Genomic DNA, 20,787 nt, shown 5'->3' on the forward strand with positions numbered 1-20,787 from the left:
TCTAGCCCCGCCGTGGCCGATACCCAAACTCCTTCCGCCGCCGGCACCGTCGCGGTGGTCCTCAAGGGCTATCCCCGGCTTTCGGAGACCTTCATCGCCCAGGAAATACTCGCGCTGGAGCGGCGTGGGTTCCGCCTCACCCTCATCTCGCTGCGCCACCCGACCGACAGGAAGCGGCATCCGGTGCATGACGAGATCAGCGCGCCGGTCGCTTACCTGCCGGAATATCTCTACCAGGAGCCCCTGCGGGTTCTGCGCGGCTGGGCGCAGGCGCGCCGCCTGCCCGGCTACGCCGCCGCCCGCCGCGCCTTCCTGCGCGATCTGCGGCGGGACCCGACACCCAACCGCGTTCGCCGCTTCGGCCAGGCCTGCGTGCTGGCCGCCGAACTGCCGGCCGGCGTCACCCGTTTCTATGCCCATTTCCTGCATACCCCCGCCTCGGTCACCCGCTACGCGTCACTGATGACCGGCCTGCCGTGGAGCGTCTCGGCGCACGCCAAGGACATCTGGACCATCCCCGAGTGGGAGAAACGCGAGAAGCTGGCCGAAGCCGACTGGCTCGTCACCTGCACCGCCGTCGGTGCCGAGCACCTGCGCGGGCTCACCGCCGACCCGGCGCGCGTGCGCCTGCTCTACCACGGTCTCGACCTGAACCGCTTCGCGGGTGCCCGGCACGGAGACTCCGCGCGAGACGGCAGCGACCCCGCCCAGCCGGTGCGCCTGCTGTCGGTCGGTCGCGCGGTGGAGAAAAAGGGCTACGACGTGCTACTGCAGGCCCTCTCCGCCCTGCCCGAGAGCCTCGCCTGGCGCCTCACCCACATCGGCGGCGGCCCGCTGCGCAGCGACCTGGAAAGCCAGGCCGCGACCCTTGGCATCGCCGGGCGCATCGACTGGCAAGGCGCCCAGGCCCAGGCCGAGGTGCTGGCGCAGTACCGGGCCGCCGACCTCTTCGTGCTGGCCAGCCGCGTCGCCGGCGACGGCGACCGCGACGGCCTGCCCAACGTACTGATGGAGGCGCAGAGCCAGGGCCTCGCCTGCCTGTCGACACGGGTGGCAGCGATTCCGGAGCTGATCGAGGACGGGACAACCGGCTTGCTGGTGCCGCCCGGTGACCCGGCGGCGCTGGCCGCGGCCCTGGCACGCCTGATTGCCAACCCGGGAGAGCGCCGGCACTACGGCGCGGCAGGGCAGCAGCGCGTCCGGGCGGATTTTGATATGAATGGCGGCATCGATATCCTGGCACGGCTGCTGAAGGGGGAGCCGGGCCCGCCGGGCTCGCTGTCCCGCGACGCGGCCGCCTGACCGATAGCCCGATCCACAGCCGACCTGAATCCCCAGCAGTTCAAACACGATGCGCATCGCGTTCTATGCCCCGCTGAAACCGCCGACCCATCCCAATCCCTCCGGGGATCGGCAGATGGCGCGGCTGCTCATGCAGGCGCTGGAACTGGCCGGCCACGAGGTGACGCTCGCCAGCCCCTTCCGCAGCCGCGAGGCCGCCGGCAACGCCACGCGCTTGGACCGCCTACAACGGCTGGGCGGCAAGCTGGCCGCGCGTCTTGTCCGCCGTTACCAGGCGCTGCCCGCCGGCGAGCGCCCCCAGCTGTGGTTCACCTATCACCTCTATTACAAGGCGCCGGACTGGATCGGACCCAAGGTCGCAGAGGCTCTGGGTATTCCCTACGTGGTGGCCGAAGCCTCGGTCGCGTACAAACGGGCGAACGGCCCCTGGGCGGCCAGCCACCAGGCGGTGCTGGAGGCGCTGGACCAGGCTGCCGCGGTGATCACCTTGAACCCCTTGGACGCGAAGCTGGTGCCGGACCAGTCCAGGGTGCGGCCGCTGAAGCCCTTCATCGACACCGCGCCCTACGACGCGGTGCGGCCGCTGCGCGACGACTACCGCGCCGTGCTGGCCAGCGAGCAGCAGCTGGACCCCGACCTTCCCTGGCTGCTGGCCGTCGCGATGATGCGCCCGGGCGACAAGCTGAAGTCCTATCAGATCCTGGCCCAGGCCTTGCGCGCCATTCCCGACATTCCCTGGCAGCTGGTGGTCGCCGGCGACGGCCAGGCCCACGACGCGGTGACCCAGGCCTTCACCTGGGCGATGCCCGGCCGGGTGCGCTTTCTGGGCCTGGTGCAGCCGGAGGTCATGCCGGCGCTCTACGCCGCCTGCGACCTGCTGGTCTGGCCGGCAGTGAACGAAGCCTTCGGCATGGCGCTGCTGGAGGCCCAGGCTGCCGGCCTGGCGGTGGTCGCCGGGCGCAGCCCGGGCGTTGAAAACGTCGTTGCAGAAGGCGTGACCGGCTACCTGAGCGATCCCGGCCTCGCCACCTTTGCCGCCAGCGTGCGCGAGATGCTGTCCCAAAAAGCGAGCCGCCTGGCGATGGGTGAGGCCGCGCCCCAGGTGATCGCCGAACACCACAGCCTGACCGCCGCCGCCCAGCGCCTCAGCACCATCCTGGAAGCGGCCCTTAAGACGGGCGGCAAGAAGGCGGGCCGGCCGTGAGCCGCCTGCTGCTGATCCGCCACGGCGCCACCGCGTGGAACGAGGCCGGGCGCCTGCAGGGCCGCAGCGATCCGCCGCTGTCGCCGGCCGGACGCGCCGCCGTCGAGGCCTGGGTCCTGCCGCCCGAGGCGCAGCGCGCGCGCTGGCTGAGCAGCCCGCTCCTCCGCGCGCGGCAGACGGCCGAGATTCTGGCCGCCAGGTTACCGCCGGGTGCGCCGGTGGCCGAGGAAGCGCGGCTGATCGAGACCGACTGGGGCGCCTGGGAAGGCAAAACGCTGGCCACGCTGCGCGCCGAGCTGGGCGAGGCGATGGCGGACAACGAAGCGCGCGGGCTGGATTTCCGCCCGGCCGGCGGCGAGAGCCCGCGCGAGGTGCAGCAGCGCCTGCACCCGCTGCTGGCGGACCTGGCCGCAGCGGGCGGGACCACCCTCGCGGTGACCCACAAGGGCGTCATCCGGGCCGTCTACGCCCTGGCCAGCGGCTGGGACATGCGCGCCAAGCCGCCGGTGAAGCTGCGCAATGGCTGCCTGCACGCCTTCACTCTGGGGACCGGCGGGCAACCGCACGTCGAGGCCCTGAATGTCACGCTACATGCGGCGGCGAAGGCTGCCGGCGTGGAGCCCGCGCCATGAACGCGCGCCATGCCGACCGCCGGGTCGACGTCCTGCTGTACGTGCAGCACCTGCTGGGCATCGGCCATATCCGCCGCGCCGCGGTGCTGGCGCGCGCCTTTCACCGGGCCGGGCTGAAAGTGGTCTTCGTCACAGGCGGCCTGCCGATAAAGGGGCTGGGCCTGGACGGTATCGACGCCGTGCAGCTGCCGCCGGCGCGCACCCAGGACGAAAGCTTCGCCGTCATCCTGGATGAACACGACAAGCCGATCGACGCGGCCTGGAAGGCACGCCGCCGCGAGATGCTGCTGGATCTCTACCGCCGTTGCCGCCCGCGCGTGGTCATGATCGAGCTCTATCCCTTTGGGCGCCGCAAGATGCGCTTCGAGCTCGACCCGCTGATCGAGACCGCCCGCGCCGACCACCCGCCGGCGCTGATCGCCTGCTCGCTGCGCGACATCATCAATCGGCCGGAGCATGCCGAGAAGACTGCCTGGATGGTCGACCACTTCACCCGCCAGTTCGACCTCCTGTACATGCACGGCGACGCGCGCTTCTTCCGCCTGGAGGATAGCTTCCCGGAAAGCGAGGCCGTAGCCGAGCGCCTGCATTACACCGGCTACGTTACCGAGGCGGGCGAAGCCGTGGCCGCCGCGCGGCAGAGCGGCGACACGACGGGCAAAGGCGAGGTCATCGTTTCCGCCGGCGGCGGCGCGGTGGGCACCGCATTGCTGCGCACGGCCCTGGCGGCGCGCCCGCTGTCGCCCCTCGCGACGGCGCCCTGGCGCCTGCTGGTCGGCCCCAACCTGCCGGAGGCGGACTTCCGTGAGATCGCCGGCAGCGCCCCGGCGGGCATCACCGTCGAGCGCGCGCGGCCCGACTTCGTCGCCCTGCTGAGCCGGGCGCGGCTGTCGATCAGCCAGGGGGGCTACAACACCCTGATGGAGGTGCTGGCCACCGGCGTGCCCGGCGTCGTCGTGCCCTTCGCCGGCGGCAGCGAGACCGAGCAGACCCAGCGGGCGCGGGTGCTGGCCGCGTGCGACCTGATCACCTTGGTCGATGAGGAAACTCTCAGCCCCGAAAGCCTCGCCGCCGGCATCGCCAAGGCGCTGGCCCAAGGCGGTGCGGCCGACCGGCGGGCGAAGAAGACCCCGTTCCGCCTGGATGGCGCCGCGGAGACGGCCCGCCACCTGATTGCCCAGCTGAAAGAGGCCGCGGCATGACCGGGGGCTGGGACGCCCTGGCCGCGGAACTCGACGCCTGGTCTGCGGCCGGGCAGACGGCGGAGGTCTGGTGGCGCGACGACGATGCCGGCATCCCCTGTCCGGCGCTCGACCGCCTGCTGGCTCTGGCGGCGGAAACCGCCACGCCGCTGAGCCTCGCGGTGATCCCGGCCAAGGCGGAGGCCGCGCTGGCGGCGACGCTGGACCGCCACCCCGCCGAAACGGCGGTGCTGCAGCACGGTGCCGCCCACCATAACTGCGCGCCCCCCGGGGCCAAGAAGTGCGAACTGGTCGACCCCGTCCTGCTGCCCGCTCTGCCGGAGGAACTGCACCGCTGCCGCGTGGGCCTGGAACAGCTGTTCGGGAAACGCTTTCGGCCGGTGATGGTGCCGCCGTGGAACCGCATCGCGGCAGGGCTGCGCGCCACCCTGCCAAGCCTCGGCTTTGAGGGACTCTCGACCTATAAGGCGCGCGAGGCCGTCGAGCCGCTGCCCGGCCTCAGGCAGACCAACTGCCATGTCGACATCCTGCAGTGGCGCCCGCAGCGGCGGTTTCTGGGCACAGACGCGGCCCTCGCCCTGCTGACCGGGCACCTCGCCGCCAAGCGCGCGGGCGTCGCCGATGCCGCGGAACCCAGCGGCATTCTCAGCCATCACCAGGTGCACGACGAAGCCGCCTGGGATTTCCTCACCGCGCTGTTCCGCCGCCTCGCCCGCCATCCCGCCGTGCGCCTGCTGCCGGCGGAAAGAGTCTTCGCCATGTCGGCGGCGGTGGCCGGAAGGGCGGTGCCATGAAGCCGTTCCGCTATCCGCCCCGGGCGCTGCTGGGTGATTACCTGCGCAGCGCGGCCGGGCTCTTCGTCGGTCTCGGGGTGCTGATCGTGGCCCCGACGGCGCCTGCGGTGATCGTCATCTTCGGCCCGATCGCCGTCCTCTTCGGTGTCTTCGGCCTGCGGACAGCGCACCGCCACGTCCTGCGCGTCGCGGTCAGCGACGAGGCCATCGCCTGCCGCGGGGCTACCACCAAGATTATTCCTTGGCGCGAGATTTCCGCCGTCAAGTTGCGTTATTTCGGCTCGCGCAAGAGCAAGTGGCGTCCGCTCGGCAGCGGCTTCATGCAACTGACCCTGAAGGGAAAAGGGACCGCCATGACCTTCGAATCGTCGATCGAGGGCTTCGAGTGGCTGGCCGCGCGGGCTGCCGCCGCCCTCACCGCCAACGGCCACAGCCTGGACCCGGCGAGTGCCAGCAACTTGATCGAACTGGGCATCGATCCGACCGTCCCATCGGACGGGTGCGATTCCCCGACAAACGTCCTATAAACGCTGCGCGACGGAAGAACAAAGACACTGGGAAGACCACGGGGGTTAGAGAAGGCAGGGTGCGGGATCTGTTGCGGATAAGGGATTTGCGGATCAGCTTCGATCTGCCGGAAGGCCGGCTCGAAGCGGTCCGCGGCGTGAGCTTTCGGGTTCCCGCCGGCAAGACCGTCGCGCTGGTGGGCGAGTCGGGCTCCGGCAAGTCCGTCGTCAGCCAGGCGATCATGGGTATCCTGCCACGCAGCGCCCGCATCGATTCCGGGCGCATCCTGTTCCACGACCCGGTGCTGGCTGCCGACCGTGCCGAGGAAATGGTCGACATCGCGAGCCTCCCCCCCGACAGCCCGCAGCTGCGCGCCATCCGCGGCGCCCGCATCTCGATCATCTTCCAGGAACCGATGACCTCGTTGTCGCCGGTGCACACCGTCGGCAACCAGATCTCCGAAGCGCTGCGGCTGCACCGCCAGGTGAGCAGCGCGGAGGGCGAGGCCCTGGTGCAGGAGATGCTCCACCTCGTCGGCTTCCCCGACCCAGCCAAGGCGATGAAGACCTATCCCTTCGAGCTGTCCGGCGGGCTGCGCCAGCGGGCGATGATCGCCATGGCACTGGTATGCCGCCCGGCGCTGCTGATCGCCGACGAGCCGACCACAGCGCTGGACGTCACCATCCAGGCGCAGATCCTGAAACTGATTCAGGATCTGCAGGCGGAGTTGGGCATGGCCGTGCTGATGATCACGCACGACCTGGGCGTCGTCGCCAACGTGGCCGACGAGGTGGTGGTGATGTACCACGGCGAGGTGATGGAAAGCGGCACCGTCGAGGACATCTTCCGCGCACCACAACACCCCTATCTCTCCGCCCTGCTGCGAGCCGTGCCGCGCTTCCACATGAAGCCCGGCGAGCGCCTGGTGCCGATCCGCGAGATCCAGCAGCAGAAGGGCGGCACCTTCCTGGGCCAGGCGGCGCCGACGTCCGATGAGGCCGCGCCGGAGCCTGCCGACGAAACCGACCGCCCCCTCCTGAAGGTCGAGCACGTCAGCAAGTCTTTCACCATCCGCAAGGCGGGCCTGTTCGGCGGCGATGACGGAGGCAGCCTGCTGGCGGTGGACGACGTCAGCTTCACCGTCCGGCGCGGCGAGTGCCTGGGGTTGGTGGGCGAGAGCGGCTGCGGCAAGACCACGCTGTCCAAGATGATCCTGCGCGCGCTGCAACCCGACAGCGGCAGCATTACCTTCTATGAAAGCGGCGGCGAGACCGACGTGCTGGCCCTGTCCGGCGACGCGCTGATGGTGTTCCGCAAGAAGATCCAGTTCGTCTTCCAGGACCCCTTCTCTTCGCTGAATCCGCGCATGACCGTGGGCGACATCCTGGCCGAGCCGCTGGTCATCCACGGCATCGGCAACAAGGAACAGCGGCGTCAGATCGTCGAGGAACTGATGGGAGTCGTCGGACTCAACCGCCAGCACATCCGCCGCTACCCGCACAGCTTTTCCGGTGGCCAGCGCCAGCGCATCGGCATCGCCCGGGCACTGGCGCTGAAACCCCAGCTGCTGATCTGTGACGAGCCAGTCTCCGCTCTTGACGTGTCGATCCAGGCCCAGGTTCTGAACCTGCTGAAGGACCTGCAGCGCCGCCTCGGCCTCACCTACATCTTCATCAGCCACAACCTGGCCGTGGTCGACTACATCGCCGACCGTATCGCCGTCATGTGCCGCGGCCGCCTGGTCGAGGTGGCGCCGCGCGAGTTGCTGTTCCGCGCGCCCCTGCATCCCTACACCCAGGCGCTGCTCGCGGCCGTGCCGGAACCCAGCTTGGACCAGCGCCTCGACCTCACCGCGCTGATGGAGGGCCGTGCCTCCGACCCCACTGCCTGGGAGGAACCGTTCCGCGTCGGCGCCGGCAAGCTGGCCATGATCGAGGTGGGCAGTGGCCACTACGTGCGCGCGGCGGAGACTGCCGCCGACGAACTCAAGCGCTGCTACGCGCCGCTGGCGGCAATGGAAGGGGCGCGAGGCTGATCCGATGCTGAGCTACTTTGCCCGCCGCCTGATGGTGATGATTCCGACCTTGCTGGTCATCAGCCTGGCTGTCTTCGTCATCATCCAGCTGCCGCCCGGTGACTACCTGGAGACCCACATCGCCGAGCTGGCAGCCCAGGGCGAGACGGTCGATTCCGCGCGCATCGCCTTTCTACGCGAGCAGTACGGCCTGGACAGGCCGATTATCGAACAGTACTGGCTGTGGCTCTTCGACATGCTGCGCGGCGATCTCGGCTATTCCTTCGAGTTCGAGCTGCCGGTGAGCGACGTCATCGGCGAGCGCTTCTGGTTCACCGCCGTGCTCGCCTTTGCGACGACGCTGTTCACCTACGTCGTCTCCTTCCCCATCGGCATTTACTCCGCCGTGCGGCAGTACTCCGTCGGCGACTACGCCGCGACATTCTTCGGCTACTTCGGCCTCGCCATGCCGAACTTCCTCTTCGCGCTCTTGCTGCTGTACTACGCCAACGTCTGGTTCGGCCTGTCGATCGGCGGGCTGATGGACCCGCAATACATCGACGCGCCCTGGAGTCTGGGTAAGACGCTGTCGATCATCAACCACCTGTGGATCCCGATGATCGTCATCGGTACGGCGGGAACCGCTGCGATGATCCGCCGCCTGCGCGCCAACATGTTGGACGAGCTGCAGAAGCAATACGTGGTGACAGCGCGCGCCAAGGGCCTGTCGCCGGTCAAGGCCATTCTGAAGTATCCGCTGCGCATGTCGCTGAATCACGCCATCGCCGATATCGGCATGATTCTGCCGGCGATGATCTCCGGCTCGGCGTTGGTTGCCGTGGTCATGGACCTGCCGACGAACGGGCCGCTGCTGCTGCGCTCCCTGCAGAGTCAGGATATGTACCTGGCCGGCGCCTTCCTGATGTTCGAGGCGACGCTGGTGGTCATCGGTGTCTTCATTTCCGATGTGCTGCTGGCGATGCTCGACCCGCGCATCCGACTCGGCGGAGGGGCGACGAAGTGAGCGACCGCGAACTGATGCCCGGCGAGCGCCTGCAGCACTACGTCAATGAGGCGCCCTTCGACCCCAATACGGTCGACACGCTGACGCCGCAACAGGAACGCTACTACCGCGCCTCGCAGTGGCGCATCATGTGGTGGCGCTTCCGCCGCCACCGCGTCGCGGTCTGGTCCGGCGCCTTCCTGCTGGCCATGTACGCGATGATCGTGATCTGCGAGTTCGTCGCGCCGTACAATCTGCACACCCGCGACACTCGGCACATCTATGCCCCGCCGCAGGCCCTTCATCTGTTCCATGAGGGCGAGTTCATCGGCCCCTTCGTCTACGGCTACGACTACAAGCTGAACATGGAGAACCTGTCGCGAGAGTATGTACCCAACATGAAGAAGGTGCAGCCGCTGCGCTTTTTCTGCCGCGGCGATGATTACGAGCTCTGGGGCCAGATCGCCGGCGACCTGCATCTCTTCTGCCCGGCCGAGCGCGGCACCGCCTTCCTGTTCGGCACCGACCGCCTGGGCCGCGACATGCTGAGCCGCGTGATCTACGGCGCCCGTATCTCGCTGACCATCGCGCTGATCGCGGTCGGCATTTCCTTCGTACTGGGGATCGTCATCGGCGGCGTCGCCGGCTACTTCGGCGGCTTCATCGATGCGCTGACCCTGCGCGCCATCGAGATCATCCGTTCCTTCCCGGAGATCCCGCTGTTCATGACGCTGTCGGCGCTGCTGCCGGTGACCTGGAGCCCGATCGGCGTCTTCGCCGGCATCTGCGTCATCATCGGCTTCCTGGAGTGGCCGGGCCTCGCCCGCGCGGTGCGCGCCAAGTTCCTGTCCCTGCGGGAGGAGGACTTCACCACCGCGGCACAACTGATGGGCGCCTCGCCGGCGCGCATCATAGGACGCCACCTGCTGCCCAGCTTCACCAGCCACCTGATCGCCTCGCTGACGGTGTCGATTCCGACGGCGATCCTGGGCGAGACGGCGCTGTCGTTCCTGGGCATTGGCCTGCGCCCGCCGATCACCTCTTGGGGCGTGGTGCTGAACGAAGCACAGAACATCAACGTGGTCGCGGTCTATCCGTGGCTGATGCTGCCGGTGCTGCCGCTGTTCCTGGTGGTGCTGGCCTTCAACTTTCTGGGCGACGGCATGCGTGACGCCGCCGACCCCTACAGCTGACCCCTACCGCTGAGCCACCGCCCGATCGCTACTCGGCAATGACGACCAGGTCGAGCGGCGCATCGAGGCCGGCGACCCTTGCCTCGCGCACGACGCGCTTGTCGCCCTGTGGGACGTAGCCCTGGGCCATCGCCAGGTCGAAGCTGGCACGGTCGGCGAGTGCGCGCACGCCGAGTTCCTTGTTGTGCTTTTCCAGCTTGGCCGCGAGGTTCACCGCCTCGCCGATGACGGTGTATTCCAAGCGCGTCTCGTCGCCGACCGCGCCGAACAGGATCGGCCCCGTCGCCACCGCCGCGTTGACGGGCGCCGAGGCGCGCCCCTGGCGCGCACAGTCGGTCTGCCAGGCGGCGGCTTCCGTCATAACCGCCTCCAGCGCACGCAGGGCATCGGCGGCCGCGACGTCGGACGCGCGCGCCGCGCCGAAGGTTGCCATGATGCCATCGCCGAGAAACTTGTCGATGCTGCCGCCGTGGCGCTGGATCACCGGAACCATGCGATGCTGGTATTCGCCGAGCAGCCGCATCACCTCGTCCGGGCTCGCCGTGCCGGCCAGACGCGTGAAGCCGCGCATATCCAGGTTGAGGATCGCCGCCTCGCGCATTTCGCCGCTGCCGGGGCGGATACCATCGTCAGCGCCCTTGATGCGCGCGGCGATTTCCGGCGCGAAGAAGCGCGACAGCTCGCGCGCCGCAGTCTGTTCGGAGACGGCACGCACCAGCAGCCCCTTGGCGCGGTACAGCGCGACGGCGATCAAGGCGGTGACGACGAGGATTGAGATGATCTTGTCGAACTCGGCACCCAGCAGGACCGAATTCGAGGTGAGATAGGCGACGTAGTCGCGCGTGATCATCGCGTCGCTTGGATTGGCGTAGACGACATAGGTGATCAGCGCACCCCAGCCGAGCGCGGCGAGCAGGCCGGCGAGCACGACGAAGCGCGCGTCGAAACGCAACGCCCTGAGCGCGATGAAGATGAAGACGTAGAGCAGCGTCGGCGCCTTCAGATAGAACGACGGCGGCTGCATGTACTGGATGTGGAAGCTCCAGATCAGCACCATCAGCAGGGTCACGTCGACGAAGACGGAAACGGCGAGCGCCCAGTCCGGCAGCCGACCGAGATGCGACCAGGCAAGTCGCGCGAGGGTGAGCGCGAGGTAGATGCCGAGTGCCCATGGTACCGGCGCGAAGTCGACCGCCTGCGGCTTGGGTGACAGAAAGTAGAGCGTCCCGAAGGTCAGCACGATGCCGAGCTGCGCCCACGAAATCACCCGCTCGGTGGCGTCCTCCTGCGCGCGCACGGCCTGGCGCACGCGTTCGGGCAGACCTGCTTCGGGATCCCTGCGCCACCACTTCAGCATGGCTGATTTCCGCTGTTTGGCCGGTCGATCTTCAGGGGGCCAGCGGCGCTTTGCCGCAAATCGCCCGTCGGAGGGATATGGCTGCGCCGGGCGCTCACCTGCTCGTCACTTCTGCGCGAGAGGCAGCGCGTCCACGGCGGATCTACATAAGATCGATGACAAGGCCTTCGCGCGCCACCACGGTGCCCGGCCGTGCGGCCTCGGCCTCCTTGGCAACCTCCTCCATGAAGGTGTCGTCGTGGCTGGGATCGTGGTGGAAGATCACCAGCTGCTCGGCGCCCGCCTTGTCGCAGAGACGCACGCCCTCCTGCCAGGTCGAGTGGCCCCAATTGCGGTACTTGGGGAACTCCTCGTCGGTGTAGGTGCTGTCGTAAATCACGACGTCGGCACCGTCGATGAGCTCCAGGATGTGACGGTCCAGTCGGCCTTCGATGTGTTCGGTATCGGTCACGTAGCACAGCGAATGGCCGGCATAGTCGATGCGGTAGCCGGTGGCGCCGTTGGGATGGTTAAGCGGCGCGGTAATGAGGCGCACGCCGGGTTTGGGCTCCAGCACGTCGCCCGCGGTGAAATCGTGGAAGGAGACGTTGGCCGCGAAGATCTTCGGGGGCACCGGAAACAGCGGCGCGTTCATGAACTGCACCAGCACGTCGTGCAGCGTCAGCTCCGGCACCAGGTGGCCGGCCCACAGGCGGATGCGGTTGCGCTTGTCGAACAGCGGCGCGAAGAACGGCAGGCCGACGATATGGTCGTGATGGGTGTGGGTCAGAAATATATCGGCTTCCAGCGCGCCGTTCTGGCAGAGCTGCTTGCCGAGCGGCCTGAGGCCGGTGCCGGCGTCGAAGATCAGCAGCTTGTCGCCGCAGTGGACCTCCAGACAGGATGTGTTGCCACCGTATCGCGAATAGCTGTCGCCAGGGCAGGATATCGAGCCACGGGTTCCCCAAAACCGGACGAAAAAATCAGAACCTTTGTGCAAGTTGCCAGTATCCCTTCCGTCCGACACTCTTTATGTAGGCCCCTTGTCGCCTGGGCCTATCGAGGTCCGCCGGCCTGTCAAATGCATTGCGATAAAGCGGTACTCTAACCTCTTGACCGAAAACGCCCCAATGAAATTTAGCCGAGTCTCGGGCGGCTGCCAGGGTGCCGAGCGGCACATCGCATGAGCGAGGGTCCGCACGCGCCCCAGCGCACGCGGGGCGCCCTGGTGGCGCTGGGCCTTGCCCTGGTCATCTATGCCGCCTTCAGCCAGTTCAAGCTGCCGGTGGTGCTGCCGGTGCTGATGGAAAACTACAGCTACGGGCGCGTTCTGGGCGGCGGCTTCATGTCGATCTTCGCGGTCTTCGGCATTCTGCTGTCAGTGCCGATCGGCCGCTTGGTGGCCCGCCGCGGCGCACTGGCTCTGGTCTTGGCCGCGCTGGCGATCATGGCGCTGGGCACCGCCCTTGGTCTGGCAGCGCCGCAATCCGGCATCGTCATGCTGTCCGGCCGCGGCCTGGAGGGAGCCGCCTTCGCCATTCTGGCGGTCGCCGGGCCGGCGCTGGCCACCGCAAATGCCGCACCGCAGCACCGCACCCTGGTTATCGGCCTGATGTCGACCTGGATTCCGGGCGGCCAGTTGCTTGCGGCGCTGGTCGGCAGCCTCGCCACGCAGAACGACGGCAGCTGGCGTGTGCTTTGGCTCGTCGGGCTGGCGCTCGCCCTCGCACTGGCCGGCGTCACCTTCGCCATGATGCGGCCCTCTCCTCACCTGGGGCCTCACGGCACCGCGGGCAGAACCCAGATGAGCGCAGCCGCCGCCGCGCCGTGGAGCCGGCCGCAGTGGATCGCCCTGCTTCTGACCGGCGCCATTTTCATGACCTGGAGCGCGCAGTACATCGCCTATATGACTTGGCTGCCACTCTACCTGGTCGAAGTGCAGGGCCTCTCCGTCGATGGCGCCATCGGCGGCTATCTGATCCCCGTGGTGCTGGTCGGCCTGTTCAACCTGATCACCGGCGTCCTGCTGCACCGCGGCCTGAAGCCACAGCGGATGCTGTTCGGCGCGCTGTTGGTGCAGGCGTCGGTGTGGTGGCTGCTGCCGGTGACCGGCGGCGGCCTCGGCGGGCTGGCCTCGCTGGCCGCCTACGGCATCACCGCCGGGATCGCGCCGACCTGCCTCTTTGCGCTCACCGCCCATCTCGTGACCACGCCGGGCGAGACCGCGCGCGCCTTCGGCGTTTCCATGACAGGACGCAACCTCGGCGTCCTCGGCGGTCCGCTGCTGCTGGCGCTTGCGATTGAACACGGTGCGGCGGACGCGATCGGCGGCTGGCTGGCCGGCAGCCTGCTGATCGGTGCGGTCACCACGCTGGGCGTGGGGGCTTGCGGTCTGCTGCTGGCAGTCGTGCCGCGCGTGGAAGCGCGGCAGCGCGGCAGCGCGGGTGCCGCTGGATAACGTCGCGCGAAGTGCGCTTTCAGGGAACCAGCCGGTAGCCGCCGGGTTCGGTGACAAGGATCTCAGCCGCCGAGGGGTCTTCCTCGATCTTCTGTCGCAGACGGTAGACGTGAGTCTCCAGCGTATGGGTCGTCACCCCGGCATTGTAGCCCCAGACCTCGCCCAACAGCTTATCGCGCCCCACGACGGCGTCGCCGCTGCGGTAGAGGTACTTGAGGATCGAGGTTTCCTTCTCCGTCAGCCGCACCTTCTTCTTGGACTCGCCATGGGTCAGCAGCTTGGCGCTGGGGCGGAAGGTGTAGGGGCCGATCGTGAAGACGGCATCCTCGCTCTGCTCATGCTGGCGCAACTGCGCACGCATGCGTGCCAGCAGCACGCCGAGGCGAAAGGGCTTGGTCACGTAGTCGTTGGCGCCGGCATCGAGCGCCAGGATGGTGTCGGCGTCGGATTCCGCCGCCGTCAGCATGATGATCGGCGACTTCACGCCGCCGCGGCGCATGAGGCGGCAGACCTCGCGCCCGTCCATGTCGGGCAGACCGACGTCGAGCAGGATGAGGTCGTAATACTCCGCCTTGGCCTTGTCGATGCCGTCGGCTCCGGTCGCAGCCTCGGCGGTGTCGAACTCCTCGTGCAGCCGCAGCTGCTCGCTCAGCGAGTGACGAAGCGCATCGTCGTCGTCGATGAGAAGGATCTTTTTGCCGCTCGCGCCGCTCATCCTGAGAGATCCAATTGTAAACCCGCCCCGAAAACTGTGGAAACCTCAGATAGCACCGCTGTCACAGCGGTTCAAGCGAACCCCAAAGCGGTTAACCGGCCTTGAGGAGTTGCTGCACCGCGGCATGGAGGGCGTGGTCCGGATCAGCCAGGGCATCGACGGCGGAGAAATGATTGAGGCCGGTCATGCCGACTTCGCGCACTGCCAGGCCGCGGCCTTGCCAGGCGCTGGCGTATTCCGCCTGCTGGCGCAGGAATTCGTCGGTCTCCTCGCTGCCGACCGCCACCACCAGCCGCGGCACTTCTTCCGACGGACCGCTCGGCAGGCTGTGCAGGGGGCTCCAGGGCGCCACCTCGCCCGCTGCGATGGCGAGCACTTTGTTGTGATAGCTGAGGCGGATCGGCTCCAGGTCGTAGACGCCGGAGATCGCAACGGCACCGGCCAACAGGTCCGGAGACAGGTCCGGCGCGACCGCCATCCAGTCGGTGGAGGCCGCCATGGCCGCGAGGTGGCCGCCGGCGGAGTGGCCGGCGACGACGATGCGCGCCGGATCGACGCCCAGCTCGCCGGCGTGACGGTAGAGCCAGGCGAGCGCGCGGCGCACCTGGTCGATCATGATGCCGATCTTGGTGGCCGGTGCGAGGCCGTAGTTGAGGCTGGCGAAGGCGATGCCGCGCTCGACGAAAGCAGGCGCCATGTAGCTGTAGTCGCCCTTGTCGAGGGCCTGCCAATAGCCGCCGTGAATGAAGACCAGCAGCGGCGCCGCCGGGACGCCTTCGGCCGGGAAGAGGTCGAGGGTCTCCATCGGCGTCGTGCCGTAAGCGAGATCGAGCCGGCCGCCGAGTCCGGCGCGTACCGCCGCGCTGTCCTCGGCCCAGCGCTGGAAGTATTGCGGATGCTCCGGCCAGCGGGCCCTGAGGTTCAGCTGGCGGTCGAGGTCCGCCTGATCGTAATCCCGGAATACCGTCTCTGCCGCTGCCGCCATACCGGGCACCGTCCCCCTCAAGCCGTCATCTCGAGCGCCGGGACCGTTCCGTTCCGCCTGCGAAACGCTGGCGTTTTCGGTCGGCGACGCCTATCTGTTGCGTAACCCGGCGCGGCCTCCGACAGGGACCCCGGGAGGCGCCACCGTGACACGGTGGCGGCCAGCCCGTAAAGTGCCGAAAAGAGAGCCGGATACACCCCTGAAGCACCAGATGCAGCAGCCCGCCAAACGCCAGAAATCCCCCGATGCCGCCGTTCTGCAGGCGGTGGAGCGGGCGTTCGCCGAATTACGGCGTGGCGCCAGCGTGGTGCTGCATGACTGGTCGGGCCAGGGCGCCCTGGTCCAGGCCGCCGAGCAGGCGACGCCTGAGGGCCTGGCGGCGCTGGCCGCGCTGACCGGGACCGAGCCTCTGCTGCTGCTGACGGCGCGGCGCGCCCAGGCGCTGGGACTGCCGGGCGCCGAGCCGCTGATCGCCAGCGGCGGCGTCATGGCGCTGGCCCTCAACCTGACGGGGGACAGGAACGACCGGCAGGCCGAGAGCATTCGTGCCTTGGCCGACCCCACCGCGCCGCAGAACGCGCCGCTGCGGGCGCGCCAGGTGGCTACCGCGCCGGCCGGCCTGGACATTGCCGCGGTTGAACTGACCAAGCTGGCCCGCCTGCTGCCCGCCGCCCTGCTGGCGCCGCTGCCTGGCCAGCCGGTGCAGAGCCCGGTCGCCTGGGCCGATGCCCACGACCTGATGGCCGTTTCCGCCGCCAATGTCGCCGAGTACCGCTTCGCCGCGGCCCGCGGCCTGACCAAGGTCGCCGAAGCGGCGGTGCCGCTGGCCGGCGCCGAGCAGGCACGCATCATCGCCTTCCGCCCCGATGACGGCGGCATGGAGCACCTGGCCATCGTGGTCGGCGAGCCGCAGCCGGACCAGCCGCTGCTGCTGCGCCTGCATTCGGAGTGCTTCACCGGTGACCTCCTGGGTTCACTGCGCTGCGACTGCGGCGACCAGCTGCGCGGCGCCATCCAGGCGATGGCGGAAGCCGGCGCCGGCATCGTGCTGTACCTGATGCAGGAAGGCCGCGGCATCGGCCTGGTCAACAAGCTGCGCGCCTATACCCTGCAGGACCGCGGCTCCGACACCCTGGACGCCAACGAGCAACTGGGCTTCGACGCCGACGAGCGGGTCTACTTGCCGGCTGCCCAGATGCTGCACCAGTTGGGCTTTCGCAAAGTGAGGCTGCTGACGAACAACCCGCAGAAGGTCGCCGCGCTCAGCCGCTTCGGCATCGCAGTCGAAGAGCGGGTCGGCCACAGCTTTCCCTCCAACGGCCACAACGAGTTCTACCTCGCCACCAAGGCGACCCGCTTCGGGCACCTGTTCTAGGTCCCCAGAAGCAGCGTTGCCTGCCGGACACCCGGCAAGATCGGCACCCGCCGGTCCTGCGCCGCGGGCAGAAGCTGCAGCACAGGCCGGCAGCGCCGCCGAGGTGCCTACCCTAAATCATTGATTTTCCGGTTATTGAGGCCCTGGCCCACTTCTTGCTGATTAGCGGTCGGAGGACTCTATGTACGACTTGGAAGTGACCGGCATTCACACTGGCCTGCCGCCTGGCGCGCAGGAGGGCGCGCGCTATGAGGGGCAGCCCCAGCTGGACTTCAGCTTCGGCGACTTCCTGGACATCATTAATCCGCTGCAGCACATCCCCCTGGTCGGCAACCTCTACCGCGAGGTCACCGGCGACGAGATCAGCCCCCACGCCCGGATCCTGGGTAACACCTTATTCGGCGGCCCCTCCGGCTTCCTCGCCTCCATCGCCAACGTTTTCTACGAGGCCGTCGCCGGCGAGGATGTCGGCGAGACGGTGATCGCCATGCTCAGCGGCGACGGCGGCGATGCCGAGCCGCAGTTAGCCCGAGACGAAGCCGGCAACGAGGTCGGAACCAGCGACGCCGTGATCCCTGCCGCGGCCGCCAGCGAGAGCGCGCTGCCGGCACCGTTGGAGACATCCGCCAGCGCCGTCGGCCACGCCGATGCCGTGCTGCCGCAAACTGACCCCAGCATGCTGACAGGCCAGGACGCGCTGAACGCCTTGTTCATGGACCTGAGGGGCGCCAGCCAGGCTCAGCCATCGATGCCGGTGGCTGCCGGCGAGCGGCAGGCGATGCCGTTGCCTGGACGCCAGGACACGGCGCCTGCGAAGTCCTATCCGCTGCCGCCGCGCCACATCCGCATCGCCCCACAGACAGCGCCGGCGGCGGTCTCGCCAAGGGACACAGCCGCGCCACCACCAGCCACGGCTGCAGCGGAAGAAGCCGTACATCCCCTGCTGTTCGCCCAGGAAGCCGGAGAGGGTGGCGTTGCCGACCGCATGATGCAGGCACTCGACAAGTATCAGGCGATGGCCCAGCAGCGCCACAAGCAGCCAGAAGACGAGGACAAGCCGGCCTGGGAAAGTGATCCCGTGCCGGCGCCGGCCGGCGGCTTGTGACCTCCGATCTGCTCTAGGGACCGCTCAATTCCCCTGGCCCGGCGCCGTCGGCGGGCGCTAGGCTGCCGGCCATGAGCAACTCCCCGCAAGATCTTCAGATATCCCTTGAGAACGGCAAGGCCACCGCCCGCTGGGGCGCGGCCGGCTGGCGCTGCGCGGTCGGCCGCGGCGGACTGGGCGAGAAGGGCGGCGAGGGCGACGGCATTACGCCGGTCGGGCGCTGGTCAATGCGCCGGGTGCTTTACCGCGCCGACCGGGTGAGCAAGCCGGCGACGGCGCTGCCCTGCCAAGCCATCGCTCCGGACGACGGCTGGTGCGACGATCCCGCCGATCCAGCCTACAACAAACCGGTGCGCCTGCCCTATCCCGCCAGCCATGAGACGATGACCCGCGGCGACCATCTCTACGATGTTGTGGTGGTCCTGGCGCACAACGACGATCCGGTGGTGCCCGGCGCCGGCAGCGCCATATTCCTGCACGTCGCCCGCGATGACTACGGCCCGACAGAAGGCTGTGTCGCCCTGGCCCTGCCCGACCTGCTGGAGGTGCTGAAGTCCGCCACGACGCAGAGCGCGGTCGCGGTCGTGGCACCCTGAGGTCAAGCGGCCGGGGAGGTCAGGCGGCCGGGGAGGTCAGGCAGCGGGTCGCAGCCGGAAATTTGCCCGGGCATGGCACCGCGGGCGGCCTCACTGCGTATGTATGGCTGTTGGGGGAGTTGATAAGGGGCGTTACCCATCAGGAGATACGCAAACATGAAACCTGCAGAAATTGACGCAAAGGGTGCCGGCAGAGAGAGCCCCGTTGGGGTTTGCGCCGTGGCGGCGGGCATCGCGACGACAATCCTGCTGAGCCTGGCCGCCTGCGCGGGCGGCGGATCTGGCGTCGTCTACAGCAGCGACTTCACCGCCGGCTACGATCCGCGCAGCCTGGGCGCGGCGATGTCGCGCGCGCCGCTGCTGGTCGAGACGTATGGCAACCCGGCGCCCGGCCAGGCCACCGAGAATGTCGCCCGCGCCTCGGCGCAGGCCTTGCGCCAGCATGGCCCGTCTTGGCTGCCGCGCAATTACACCGACAGCGCAGTGGACGCCGCCAACGGCCCCTACCGCCTGCGCATCGCCTACGGCCTGCCCAAGGCCTTCAACCGGCAAGAGATGTGCGGCGCGGAGATGGGCCCGGCGGCGATCGAGGCCGCGCGCCGCGACGGCGATGCGCCGACCGGCCGCACGCTGGCCAGCCTCTGCCGGGGCCAGACCATGATCGGCATCGCCGAGGGCGCACCGAACGTTACCGGAACCGACAGCACCGCCTTCGCCGAATTCGTCGGCCGCCTGGGCCGCTCGGCCATGCCGCGGCGCAATCCCGTGATGGATGACGATTGCATGTTCCGCCGCTGCGACGACTAGCGGTTAGGCCTCAGGGCTGCGGCGGCTGCGGGCGGGCGCCGAAAATGCCGGTGCCGACCCGCACCAGAGTAGCGCCGAAGCGCACCGCGATTTCGTAGTCGCCGCTCATGCCCATGGAAAGGCCGGCGAGTTCGTTGCGCCGGGCGATCTCGCGCAGCAGGGCGAAGTGCAGCGACGGCTCCTCGTCGAGCGGCGGGATGCACATGAGGCCCAGGATATCGAGGCCAAGGGCGCGGCAGTCGGCAATGAAGCCGTCGGCCTCCTTCGGCCCGACGCCGGCTTTCTGCGGTTCCTCGCCGGTGTTGACCTGAATGTAGCAGCCCGGCGCTACGCCCAGCTTGGCCGCCTCCTTGGCGATCGCCTGCGCCAACTTGGGACGGTCGACCGTCTCGATGACGTCGAACAGCTGCAGGGCGTCCTTCACCTTGTTGGTCTGCAGCGGCCCGATGAGGTGCAGGCGCAGCTGCGGGTGGGCCTGCTTGAGGGCCGGAAACTTGCCTTGTGCCTCCTGCACCCGGTTCTCGCCGAAAACCGTCTGGCCGGCGGCCAGCGCCGCCTCGACCGCCGCGGCGGGATGCGTCTTGCTGACCGCCACCAGGCCGACGGACGAGACATCGCGCCCCGCCTCCTTGGCAGCGGCGGCGATCTTCGCGCGCACCCCGTCCAGGTTGGCGCCGATCTCGGCTGCGGTCGTTTCAAACATGGGTCACCATCCTGCCTCCGGACATCATTACACGTAGCCGAAGCGTTTCATCTGGACCGCGTGGTCGCTTTCGATGCGCGCCACCTGGTCCGGCGTCAGCTTTTCGCGCCAGCCGCCGGAGCGCCCGGAGCGGAAAAACCGCTCGCTGTGCAACGAGCGTTCTACGAAACCCTGTTCGGCCTCCATCTTCTGCAACCGCTTGAAGGAGGAAAAGTCGATCGCCTTTTTCACCCGCGCCTTGTCGGTGGAGATGCCGAAGTGGCGGGCGACGCGGCCGAACTGGTCGAGGGGATCGGCCAGCAGATCCTCGTAGCGCACCGTGAAGATCCCGGGATGGTTCCACTTGGTCCAGGATTCCACGTGGTTGGACCAACTGCTCTGCAGCTCGTGGACGATGACGCCGGGCATCGCCGCACAGGTGGCCAGGGGATCGATCATTTTCTCCACCATCTCGTCGATCGAGATGCCGAAGTGGTCGGCGGCGGAGATCACCACATCGCGTGGGTCGCGGATGATGTAAACCGCGCCGAAGGTGGCCTTCATCGAAAAGATCGGTTGGCCACAGTCCTCCCCGAGATAGCTGTGGGTCTTCATCGGGATAACGTTCTTGTTGAGGCTGACCGCGCGCTCCTGCGCCCTGACGCGCAGCGCCGCGATCTCCTTCGGGGCGAGGTCGGAAACTTCGCCCTGCACGAACGGGCGGAACCATATCTCTGTCGGCTCGCTGGGACAGATCTCGCTGATTCGCTTCAGCGGCAGGGGGTCAGCCTCATCGAGGATGAGATTGGCGAGAAAGCTGCGCATCCAGGTGTTGCCCGACTTGGGGTAGGACGCGATCCAGAGGATGCCGGGCACG

The 20,787-nt window shown here is 68.4% G+C and carries 20 protein-coding genes; 14 read left to right on the top strand and 6 right to left on the bottom strand.

From position 1 onward, the window contains the following. Positions 1 to 12 precede the first annotated feature (12 nt). From WDC82_RS05920 to WDC82_RS05960, 9 genes are read left to right on the top strand one after another with little or no spacing between them, the layout of a single operon-like run. Positions 13 to 1,302 carry a glycosyltransferase gene (locus tag WDC82_RS05920; RefSeq protein WP_340116332.1) on the top strand — a complete coding sequence of 430 codons (1,290 nt, stop codon included), beginning with the start codon at positions 13 to 15 and terminating at the stop codon, positions 1,300 to 1,302. Positions 1,303 to 1,351: 49 nt separating this feature from the next. Then, positions 1,352 to 2,506 (top strand): glycosyltransferase family 4 protein, encoded by a 1,155-nt coding sequence (locus WDC82_RS05925; protein ID WP_340116333.1) that lies wholly within the window; start codon positions 1,352 to 1,354, stop codon positions 2,504 to 2,506. Further along, entirely contained in the window at positions 2,503 to 3,138 is a 636-nt protein-coding gene (locus tag WDC82_RS05930; RefSeq protein ID WP_340116334.1) for a histidine phosphatase family protein, read from the top strand. Before WDC82_RS05925 ends, WDC82_RS05930 begins: the two co-directional genes overlap by 4 nt. Continuing rightward, positions 3,135 to 4,340 carry a glycosyltransferase gene (locus tag WDC82_RS05935; RefSeq protein WP_340116335.1) on the top strand — a complete coding sequence of 402 codons (1,206 nt, stop codon included), beginning with the start codon at positions 3,135 to 3,137 and terminating at the stop codon, positions 4,338 to 4,340. The genes WDC82_RS05930 and WDC82_RS05935 overlap by 4 nt, the downstream gene beginning before the upstream one ends. Then, positions 4,337 to 5,134, top strand: coding sequence for a hypothetical protein (locus tag WDC82_RS05940; RefSeq protein WP_340116336.1), 798 nt, complete (start codon positions 4,337 to 4,339; stop codon positions 5,132 to 5,134). The genes WDC82_RS05935 and WDC82_RS05940 overlap by 4 nt, the downstream gene beginning before the upstream one ends. Then, positions 5,131 to 5,661, top strand: coding sequence for a hypothetical protein (locus WDC82_RS05945; RefSeq protein WP_340116337.1), 531 nt, complete (start codon positions 5,131 to 5,133; stop codon positions 5,659 to 5,661). The genes WDC82_RS05940 and WDC82_RS05945 overlap by 4 nt, the downstream gene beginning before the upstream one ends. Before the next feature lie 59 nt (positions 5,662 to 5,720). Continuing rightward, positions 5,721 to 7,676, top strand: coding sequence for an ABC transporter ATP-binding protein (locus WDC82_RS05950; RefSeq protein WP_340116338.1), 1,956 nt, complete (start codon positions 5,721 to 5,723; stop codon positions 7,674 to 7,676). Positions 7,677 to 7,680: 4 nt separating this feature from the next. Then, positions 7,681 to 8,679: an ABC transporter permease gene (locus tag WDC82_RS05955; protein WP_340116339.1), complete on the top strand. Its 999-nt coding sequence runs from the start codon at positions 7,681 to 7,683 to the stop codon at positions 8,677 to 8,679. After that, positions 8,676 to 9,851, top strand: coding sequence for an ABC transporter permease (locus tag WDC82_RS05960; protein ID WP_340116340.1), 1,176 nt, complete (start codon positions 8,676 to 8,678; stop codon positions 9,849 to 9,851). The genes WDC82_RS05955 and WDC82_RS05960 overlap by 4 nt, the downstream gene beginning before the upstream one ends. Before the next feature lie 28 nt (positions 9,852 to 9,879). Here WDC82_RS05960 and WDC82_RS05965 read toward each other — a convergent pair whose 3' ends face one another. Further along, on the bottom strand, positions 9,880 to 11,208 hold the full coding sequence (locus WDC82_RS05965; RefSeq protein ID WP_340116341.1) for an adenylate/guanylate cyclase domain-containing protein: 1,329 nt from the start codon (positions 11,206 to 11,208) through the stop codon (positions 9,880 to 9,882). Between the two features lie 142 nt (positions 11,209 to 11,350). Continuing rightward, complete coding sequence (locus WDC82_RS05970; protein WP_340116342.1) at positions 11,351 to 12,187, bottom strand: MBL fold metallo-hydrolase; 837 nt, start codon at positions 12,185 to 12,187, stop codon at positions 11,351 to 11,353. 183 nt (positions 12,188 to 12,370) lie between these two features. Between WDC82_RS05970 and WDC82_RS05975 the strand changes: the two genes are divergently transcribed. Then, positions 12,371 to 13,645: an MFS transporter gene (locus WDC82_RS05975; protein ID WP_340116343.1), complete on the top strand. Its 1,275-nt coding sequence runs from the start codon at positions 12,371 to 12,373 to the stop codon at positions 13,643 to 13,645. Between the two features lie 19 nt (positions 13,646 to 13,664). On the opposite strand, the gene WDC82_RS05980 is transcribed toward WDC82_RS05975, so the two are convergent. Then, complete coding sequence (locus WDC82_RS05980; RefSeq protein ID WP_340116344.1) at positions 13,665 to 14,360, bottom strand: response regulator transcription factor; 696 nt, start codon at positions 14,358 to 14,360, stop codon at positions 13,665 to 13,667. A gap of 91 nt (positions 14,361 to 14,451) precedes the next feature. After that, the gene (locus WDC82_RS05985) at positions 14,452 to 15,345 is read right to left on the bottom strand and encodes an alpha/beta hydrolase (protein WP_340116345.1); all 894 of its coding nucleotides are present in this window, start codon (positions 15,343 to 15,345) and stop codon (positions 14,452 to 14,454) included. 211 nt (positions 15,346 to 15,556) lie between these two features. Between WDC82_RS05985 and ribA the strand changes: the two genes are divergently transcribed. The 4 genes from ribA to WDC82_RS06005 all read left to right on the top strand — a co-directional run bounded on the left by ribA (position 15,557) and on the right by WDC82_RS06005 (position 19,228). Beyond that, positions 15,557 to 16,720 carry a GTP cyclohydrolase II gene (ribA, locus tag WDC82_RS05990; protein WP_340116346.1) on the top strand — a complete coding sequence of 388 codons (1,164 nt, stop codon included), beginning with the start codon at positions 15,557 to 15,559 and terminating at the stop codon, positions 16,718 to 16,720. A 181-nt stretch (positions 16,721 to 16,901) separates the two neighbouring features. Next, the gene (locus tag WDC82_RS05995) at positions 16,902 to 17,825 is read left to right on the top strand and encodes a hypothetical protein (protein ID WP_340116347.1); all 924 of its coding nucleotides are present in this window, start codon (positions 16,902 to 16,904) and stop codon (positions 17,823 to 17,825) included. 71 nt (positions 17,826 to 17,896) lie between these two features. Next, positions 17,897 to 18,421 carry a L,D-transpeptidase family protein gene (locus tag WDC82_RS06000; RefSeq protein ID WP_340116348.1) on the top strand — a complete coding sequence of 175 codons (525 nt, stop codon included), beginning with the start codon at positions 17,897 to 17,899 and terminating at the stop codon, positions 18,419 to 18,421. Positions 18,422 to 18,577: 156 nt separating this feature from the next. Next, positions 18,578 to 19,228: a hypothetical protein gene (locus tag WDC82_RS06005; RefSeq protein ID WP_340116349.1), complete on the top strand. Its 651-nt coding sequence runs from the start codon at positions 18,578 to 18,580 to the stop codon at positions 19,226 to 19,228. Between the two features lie 10 nt (positions 19,229 to 19,238). On the opposite strand, the gene WDC82_RS06010 is transcribed toward WDC82_RS06005, so the two are convergent. Further along, complete coding sequence (locus WDC82_RS06010) at positions 19,239 to 19,931, bottom strand: YggS family pyridoxal phosphate-dependent enzyme (protein WP_340116350.1); 693 nt, start codon at positions 19,929 to 19,931, stop codon at positions 19,239 to 19,241. A 27-nt stretch (positions 19,932 to 19,958) separates the two neighbouring features. Continuing rightward, positions 19,959 to 20,786, bottom strand: coding sequence for a sulfotransferase domain-containing protein (locus WDC82_RS06015; protein ID WP_340116351.1), 828 nt, complete (start codon positions 20,784 to 20,786; stop codon positions 19,959 to 19,961). Position 20,787: the final 1 nt, after the last annotated feature.

This window comes from Pelagibius sp. 7325 (assembly GCF_037652055.1).
In the GTDB taxonomy this organism is placed as follows: domain Bacteria; phylum Pseudomonadota; class Alphaproteobacteria; order Kiloniellales; family Kiloniellaceae; genus Pelagibius.